Origin of the sequence: Pseudomonas sp. SJZ078 (genome assembly GCF_007828255.1) — a bacterium.
Taxonomy (GTDB): Bacteria; Pseudomonadota; Gammaproteobacteria; order Pseudomonadales; family Pseudomonadaceae; genus Aquipseudomonas.
Genome location: NZ_VIUG01000067.1, coordinates 1 through 7090, shown reverse-complemented (window position 1 = coordinate 7090; position 7090 = coordinate 1). Strand labels below are relative to the sequence as shown.

The following is a 7090-nucleotide window of genomic DNA, read 5'->3' as shown; positions in this document are numbered from 1 at the left end:
GCTTGCCCGAGTGGTATTCGCTCTGTTGAAGAACCAGAGCGAATATTTACCAAAAGGCATTTAGGGGCTAGCCCTGCACCATAGAATCTCCCACAAGGGATGTGTGGTGGATGGGGATTTGTGGGCATCCCGCTCCCACAGGGGGTCGGTGTCAGGCTCAGGATCTGGGTGGCACCGGGTTCGCGTCGAAGGTATGGGGCGGAGCGACTTGCAAGGTGGTGACGGTGCCTTGGGCGGACAGCGAGTAGGTCACCTTGGAAATCAGCATGTCGCCGTCGAACCCCAGCACCGGGTCGATCACCCGCACCAGCGTGTTATGCCGCCACAAGTCGCCATTGGCCTGGCGCCAGCCCTGCACGCGGTAGGTGGTGGTCAGGGCGCGACCGGTGCGGATGGCGCTTTCCCAGTCGGCCCGTTGCTGGGCCAGCTCGAAGGTCAACTGGGCGCTTTCACTGATCACCGTCACCCGCTTGCGTTTGAAACTCAAGTCGGTGGCGGTGCCCGACACTTCGCTCACCGCCGCTCCACTCTGCTGGTCATTTCCCTTGTGCTGGCCGATGACCCGGTATTCGGAGAACACCTGGCTGTAGTCCATCGGCGCGTTGCCCGAAAGAATGTTCTTGCCCAGCTCCAGCACATCACTGGCTCGCCCGGCGCCGCCGGGTTTGGCCAGCAGCACGCGGCCTTCGGCGTCGTCAGTGGAAAACACCCGGAATAACGTCAGCAAACGGTCGATGGATTGAAAGACGGTTTCTCCCGGCACGATGCTGTGTTCGCTCAACCGTGCAGTTTCCGGGATCTCGCTGACGACCCCCACGCCGTATTGCGATGCCAGGGCCTGAACGATGCTTAGCACCGTCTGCCCACGCCATTGGGTGGGGCGGTTGATCGCCGCGCAATCCACCAGGTCCTGGGTTCTGGACCCCCCTTCGATGCTCAGCGTGATCTGGCGCCCGTCATAGCTGACCGGAGCCTTGAACACGTAGCCACTGAGCACCAGGTCGGCACCGATGCGCACCTGGCATTCATCACCGGGACGGATCGGCACTGCCTGGATCTGCCCCGGCCATTGCCAGGTGATGTCGAGTTTGAACGTGCGGAACTGACGCTCCAGGTCCGCACTGATTTCCACACTTTTCCAACCGCCGTAGTCCAGCCCACCGACGGTGAGCGTGACGACGTTATCGAACTCGCTCATGGCTTACTCCCCCGAGACTTTCAGGTCGTTGGGCGGCAGGAAACCTGGGTGGGCCACACCGTTGCGCTGGATCACTTCGGTCACCCGGGTGGCATCGGCAAATTGTTGGTAAGCCACCACCAGCGCCGGCAGGCTTTGCTTGAACGACAGTTTGATCAATCGGACACCCGATGACGCCACCGCTGTCAGGTGCGCGGCCATTTGCTGACGCAGGTTGTTCAGTGCCTGGTAGTGATCCGGGTCGGCCTTCAGAGAGGCCTGCCAGATGGCTTCGTTAAGGGCATCACGCAGAACCAGCACATCGTCGGCCACTGGCACGTCCCGGCGCTGGATCGGTTGCACGGCCTGCTGCGTCACTGAAGGCGTGGCGCCGAGCTTGACCACCGGCGCCGCCACGGGCATCGCCGCAACCCATTGCGCGGCCTGTACCAGCAGGATGTCCTGGAGCAGATCGGCCACGGCCTGGGCCGCCGCCATGGTGTCCTTGCCGGTAGTGAGTTTGGGGGCGTCCGTCTGGCGGATGGCTTCGACCTGTTGCGACACGCTGGCAATCACGCCGCGATAGCGGTCACGGGCAAAGTCCTTCAGCTCTCGGATATCCCCCAACAATCCCTTGAACTCCGCCACCACTTCCTTGGGCACCTCCTTCACCGCCTTGGCCAGATCGCTGAGCTGACCATAGACCTCGATCAACGGCTTCAGCTCCTGCTCGATAACGCCGTAGACTTCCTTGAGACTGTTGCGCAGGTCAGCGATGCCGATCCGTGCGACCTTGATCAAGGTCATCGCGTCTTCGAAACGCCGCACCGCCGAGCCCAGGAAACTGTCAGCCGACACCAACAGCAGCTTCTGGCTGTTGATCGTCGCCGAGGGGAATTGCAATGGCTGGTCGGGGTAGAACTTCAGGGCAAACGTGACCAGTCCGCCGTCCTGGCGGGTCTGGGTCATGTCGCATTCGCCGACCTTGACCTGCATCCGTCCCAGCCACGGGTGCACCAGTTCGCCGCTCCCCTGTTCCAGCGCCTTGAGCAATTTGTCGCGCTGCTCCAGACAATCGGGACCGACGATAAACGCAGTCAGTTCATGGATCTTCGCCTGCTGGCCCAGCCCTTCGAAAAACGGCTGGTCGCGCTGCGGGTATTCATGCAACTGGCCCTTGTGCCCCACCGGGGTTTTCGCCTGGTCGACCCAGAACCCGACGCCACGGAACGACGCCGGCAACAAACGATCACTCCAACTCATTGGAACCTCCTGCGGACAGCGAGCGATAGCCGATGCGCGAACTTACCGCCAGTCCCGGTTGATTGGTCTGTGCAGGCTCGGCGCGCAGACCGGCCGGCGCGTTTTCGAAGCGTACGGTCAGGCCACCTTCAAGCTGAGTCCGGCTGTTCGCGGCACTTTGCTGCACCAGCGCACTGGAGGTCTGCGGCAACGCACCGGCGCTACCAAACAGCGCCGGCGCCAGTTCACCTTTGCCTTCGGCGTTGGTCTTCTGTTGCGCTTCGGTCAGCCCTTGGACCTTGCCAGTGAACGTGGTGATGACCTCGCCAAAACCGCCATTGAAGAACGCCTTGATCGGTGCGATCACACCCTGCAGTTCATCCCACCACTGGCTGAACCACTCGCTTACCGGCCCCCACTGCTTGGTGAGACCGTCGATGGGCGACCAGTCGAACAGCCCGGCGAACACCGCCAACATGATCGACACCTGATTGTGCAGGCCTTCCCAGATCCCGGCGAAGACGTCCACAAGGGTGCCCCAGTTGGCCATGATCAGGCCCAACGGCGTCCAGTTGAAAAGCCCTTGGAGCGCGTCCATCACCGGCACCGTCAAGGCCCTGAGCAGATCCCAGATGGCCGAGAACAAACCGGTCAGCGGCGTCCAGTTACTTACGATCAAGCCCAGGGGCGACCAGGCGAACATCGTCTTGAAGAACTCGGCCATCGGCATAACGATGGGCGCAAGCCTCTGCCAGAGCCCGGCGAAGAACGCCGAGATCGGTTCCCAGTAGGCAATGATCATCCCTGCCGCCAAGGCGATGCCCATGGCGATCAGGCCAATGGGGTTCATCTTCAAGGCCAGGCTGACCACTTCGAGGGCCTGGCTCGCACCGCTGACCGCCGTCTGCATCGCGCTGAACGCCACGGCACCGGCGGCCAGTCCTTGCACCAGTTGCGGGTTGTCCTGCAGCACCTGGGTCATGCCGTTGACCATCGGCTGCAAACCGATCGCCACCGCGCTGACCGCCGGCCCTAGCGCCGAGCCGAACTGCACCGACACATTGCTGATGGAAGTCTTCAATCCATCCAGGCTCTGTGCCGCCACCCGAGGTGCTTCAGGGGCTTGCAGGGCACTGGTCACCCCGTTCACCTCGGCGACTTCGCTCTTGAGCGCAGTCGCCGACCTGAGCCCTTCCATGAACGGCTTGGCGATACCGCCGTCCGGCAGCAGCCCGGAAATGTCCAGGCTGCCGAGGCCGGTTGCATCGAGGTTCTGCTTGAAGCCCTGGACCTTCGCCCGAAGGCCCGCGAGCTTGGGCGACAGCTCGTCGATGCCGGTCAGCAGCACCGCCCTTTTCTCTACCTTTTGTGTGTCTGCCATCACTGCACCTGCTGCATCGCATTGATCCGTTGCGCGTGCTCCAGGGATTCGCGGAGCACATCCAGTGGCCTGGCCATCATCTGTTCGGGGTCAACCTTCCAGAACCAGGCCAGGTCATAGGCGGCGGCGATCAGGTCGCCGATGGCTGCGACGCCGCACTCATGAAAAAACTCGCGACGGCCCAGCTCAGCGCGTTGAGGTCGGCCAGGTCCAGCTGGTTGACCGACGACGGCGGGATGCCGGCGCAGACTGCGATGTATTTGGCCGCGACGTCCATGTCCAGGCTCACCTCCTCGCTCTTGTCGATCTTGTACGGCAGCGCCCTGATCGCCCGGACTTCCTGCACCGTCGGACGGCGCAGGGTCAGTTCGTTCAACGGTTCGCCGTGGGCCTCGATGGCCACGCGCAACGTCACCACATGGGTCATTGCCAGGTCCCCTTGATGCCTTCGAACTTCAGCTCGATGGTGGCGTCGTCGCCCTTGGACACCGGCTCTTCCACCAGGTAGGCGCCGGCCAGCACATAGACCTTGCCGTTGTTGAATTCGCAGGTGACGGTCATGTCAGTGCCGGCCACCAGTTGCTTGAGCGGGAAGTCCGCGGTGTGCAGCGCCGTCACCTTGAAAGACGGAGCAATGTCGGTTTCCTTGTAGAAACCCGGTACGACGGTTTCACGTTTGGTGAACATCAGCGGCGCTTCGCAGCCCCCGTTGATGGTCAGTTGAGCGCCGTCCACTTTGACGTAGCAGGTGCCCGCAATCAGTTGACCCATGGTGTTTCTCCTTCAAATAGAAAGCCCACGCGGGGGTGGGCTGAATTCATGTGTCCAAACACAACACTCAGGCAGCAGCGTCGTACTGCAGACGGAACTGGTTGAGCAGCGCGAACACCCGCAGGCCGTTGATGTAATCCGGCGGGAACAGCACGTTGACCCGGCTCGGATCCTGGCTGTCGCGCTCGACGATCAGGTGCTCGGCGAACAGCTCGGCGTTTTCCACATGACCTTCCAGCTCGAGCTTGGCGTACTGGGCGATCAGCTCGCCGCGAATCGTGCTTGGGGTCACAATCGGCTGACCGGCGCCGAAACGGGTGCCGTCGGAGGCCAGTTTGTGGCGGCCGTACTTGCTGGTGATCACGCCTTGCAGACGTCGCACGATGAACGCCGACTGGTGCATGGTTTCGCTGTCCAGGTAGGAATTGTCAGCTTGGCCAAAGGTATTTTTCTGATATGTGGTGATGGAACGCTGAATGCGTACGTAGCCGCCTTCGTAATAGGTGGTCGCGATACCGTAGTTGAGCAACGACTGGCGCTCGGTCAACGTGAAGCGTTCGCTGGCCGGCGCCGGATCCAGGCCCGGCAGGCTGCCGCTCTGGGTCGGACGGCTGGCGTCGGCCGAGATGAACACGGCAGTGCGAGCAGCCAGCGCAGCGGCCTGGACCCACGACGGTTGCGGCACGCCAGGTTCCAAGGCCTGGATAGTCATGTGCTGGTCGTTGCGCGCCTGGCCGGCCGCCACCAGCGCGCCGATGGTGCCGCGCTTGGCGCTGTAGACATGGCCGAACAACTGCTTGGCCCAGGACCAGCGGCCGGTGCTGTCGTCCATGACCGCTTGCCGGGTGTTCAGGCTCGACAGGTCGGACCACGGCATGGCGATGAATTCGAACGGCTCGTCACCCAGGGCCGCGACGGCGGCGGTCTGGTCCGGCACGCCAGCGCCACCGGTCATGGACGTGATGGCCGTGATCAGGCCCGCTGGAGTGTCTTCGCCATTACTCTTGCCCAGGCGATTGAACTGCAGGCTGATGTCGTTACCACTGTCGCCGGTCCATTTGGCGCTGAGGGTCACGACACCGTCGACGGCTGCAGCGGTCACTGGCAGGTCGGCTGTCGCGTTGACTTTCAAGGCCAGCGCCGTGGCGGCCTGGGCTGCGGTGGCACCGTTGACGACGGCCGCCTGGACGCGTACACCGCCGATGTACAGGTTGAGCACGCCGCTTTCGGTGGCGGTGCCGGTGAGGGTCAACATGCCCTTGGCGATGGCGCCTTCGACGTTGTGCAGCGGCAGGCACCAGATTTCACCGAGCGGATCGGTCTTGCGCCAGGTCTCGTACATCGAGGCGAGCATCGAGCCCTGCCCGCCGATGCTTTTGGCCAGGGCGACGCTAGAGACCAGCACCAGCTTGCCGACTTCCGCCGGGGCAATGTTGTCGTTGACCTGGGCCACGATCAACCGGCGCATGGCTGACGACGCGCTATTGGCGGCCGAGTTGTCCATCTCGGCGTAGAACAACGGAACACGAATGTCCGCGGGGATATTGCTGAATCCGATCGCCATTATTGGGCTCCCTGTGGTTTGGCCGCTTTCACGGCTTTGGTAGTGATGTCGCCATCGGCCAGACGTCGACGCCACCAGGCGTTGTCCGGCACGTCACGGCCTTCGAGGGGCAACAGGTCGCCCGCTTCCGGGTCCGGTACCACACGGCCCGGGGCCGGCAGTACGGTGATGCGTTTGCTCATGGGGTTACGTCTCCAGAGAAAGTCAGTTCCAGGCGCCCGTCGGGGCCAGGACGTTTGAGGTTGGGGTCCGCCGGGTCGATGGCATCGACCCGCACAGTGGCCCCGGTAAAGGACGACAAGCCGTCCAGTTCACGTTCGTGCCAGCTTTCGGCAGGCTGGCTTGCCAGATTGCGGCCCAGCTGGCACTCAGCGAAAAAACGCAGCCGGAACAACGCGCGGCCGCTGTAGACCGAGACCGGTTCGCTGCCGTCGTATTCGATGCCGGTATAAGAGGCACCGGGCTTGAACCCCACCAACGCCCGCCACAACTCGGAGCGCAGGTCATGCAGTAGATCCAGCGCTTTGGTCGGGTCGGTGGTGTCGAGCACCAGCACCGTGTCGAAACGGTCGCGTACCGTTTGCAGCGTGACGTTCTGCGCAGCATTCCTGCCCACCAGGTCGGCTGCCGGGAGGACATAGGCGCAAGGGGTTTGTAACGGGGTTTCGGCTTGTAGGGTGGCCAGGTCAAAACCGGCTGCCACCCGATTGGCAAGCGTCGGGCATTGCTCACGCAACTGCGTGAGGATCGGCGTGGTCTTCATGGAGGATGCTCCGGGGATAGGCAAGTGAAGTCAGAAGCCCTGTGGGAGCGGGCGTGGTCGCCAACAATCCAGGGTGGGAGCGGGCTTGCCCGCGAAAGCGGTGGGTCAGTCGAGATAGATGTTGGATGTGCCGACGTCTTCGCGAGCAGGCTCGCTCCCACAGAGGTCCTGCGTCATTCACGAATGCTGTGG

The 7090-nt window shown here is 62.8% G+C and carries 8 protein-coding genes; all 8 read right to left on the bottom strand.

The features are described from left to right. Positions 1-157: 157 nt before the first annotated feature. A complete protein-coding gene (locus tag FBY02_RS27820; protein WP_144931724.1) occupies positions 158-1198 on the bottom strand; it encodes a phage baseplate assembly protein in 1041 nt (346 codons plus the stop codon). Positions 1199-1201: 3 nt separating this feature from the next. Then, on the bottom strand, positions 1202-2440 hold the full coding sequence (locus FBY02_RS27815; protein ID WP_144931721.1) for a DNA circularization protein: 1239 nt from the start codon (positions 2438-2440) through the stop codon (positions 1202-1204). Then, positions 2427-3800, bottom strand: a complete 1374-nt coding sequence (locus tag FBY02_RS27810) for a phage tail tape measure protein (RefSeq protein ID WP_144931718.1) — start codon at positions 3798-3800, stop codon at positions 2427-2429. The genes FBY02_RS27815 and FBY02_RS27810 overlap by 14 nt, the downstream gene beginning before the upstream one ends. A 130-nt stretch (positions 3801-3930) precedes the next feature. Continuing rightward, on the bottom strand, positions 3931-4227 hold the full coding sequence (locus FBY02_RS27805; protein ID WP_144931715.1) for a phage tail assembly protein: 297 nt from the start codon (positions 4225-4227) through the stop codon (positions 3931-3933). Then, the gene (locus tag FBY02_RS27800; protein ID WP_003198314.1) at positions 4224-4571 is read right to left on the bottom strand and encodes a phage tail tube protein; all 348 of its coding nucleotides are present in this window, start codon (positions 4569-4571) and stop codon (positions 4224-4226) included. Before FBY02_RS27800 ends, FBY02_RS27805 begins: the two co-directional genes overlap by 4 nt. Positions 4572-4638: 67 nt before the next feature. Then, the gene (locus FBY02_RS27795) at positions 4639-6135 is read right to left on the bottom strand and encodes a phage tail sheath subtilisin-like domain-containing protein (RefSeq protein ID WP_144931713.1); all 1497 of its coding nucleotides are present in this window, start codon (positions 6133-6135) and stop codon (positions 4639-4641) included. Beyond that, positions 6135-6317: a DUF2635 domain-containing protein gene (locus FBY02_RS27790; RefSeq protein WP_144931712.1), complete on the bottom strand. Its 183-nt coding sequence runs from the start codon at positions 6315-6317 to the stop codon at positions 6135-6137. Before FBY02_RS27790 ends, FBY02_RS27795 begins: the two co-directional genes overlap by 1 nt. Continuing rightward, positions 6314-6898, bottom strand: coding sequence for a hypothetical protein (locus FBY02_RS27785; protein WP_144931710.1), 585 nt, complete (start codon positions 6896-6898; stop codon positions 6314-6316). Before FBY02_RS27785 ends, FBY02_RS27790 begins: the two co-directional genes overlap by 4 nt. Positions 6899-7090 lie beyond the last annotated feature (192 nt).

Excerpts from the sequence above, each read along its gene's own strand:
- FBY02_RS27820 (WP_144931724.1), bottom strand. The coding sequence starts at position 1,198 with ATGAGCGAGTTCGATAACGTCGTCACGCTCACCGTCGGTGGGCTGGAC.
- FBY02_RS27815 (WP_144931721.1), bottom strand. The coding sequence starts at position 2,440 with ATGAGTTGGAGTGATCGTTTGTTGCCGGCGTCGTTCCGTGGCGTCGGG.
- FBY02_RS27810 (WP_144931718.1), bottom strand. The coding sequence starts at position 3,800 with ATGGCAGACACACAAAAGGTAGAGAAAAGGGCGGTGCTGCTGACCGGC.
- FBY02_RS27805 (WP_144931715.1), bottom strand. The coding sequence starts at position 4,227 with ATGACCCATGTGGTGACGTTGCGCGTGGCCATCGAGGCCCACGGCGAA.
- FBY02_RS27800 (WP_003198314.1), bottom strand. The coding sequence starts at position 4,571 with ATGGGTCAACTGATTGCGGGCACCTGCTACGTCAAAGTGGACGGCGCT.
- FBY02_RS27795 (WP_144931713.1), bottom strand. The coding sequence starts at position 6,135 with ATGGCGATCGGATTCAGCAATATCCCCGCGGACATTCGTGTTCCGTTG.
- FBY02_RS27790 (WP_144931712.1), bottom strand. The coding sequence starts at position 6,317 with ATGAGCAAACGCATCACCGTACTGCCGGCCCCGGGCCGTGTGGTACCG.
- FBY02_RS27785 (WP_144931710.1), bottom strand. The coding sequence starts at position 6,898 with ATGAAGACCACGCCGATCCTCACGCAGTTGCGTGAGCAATGCCCGACG.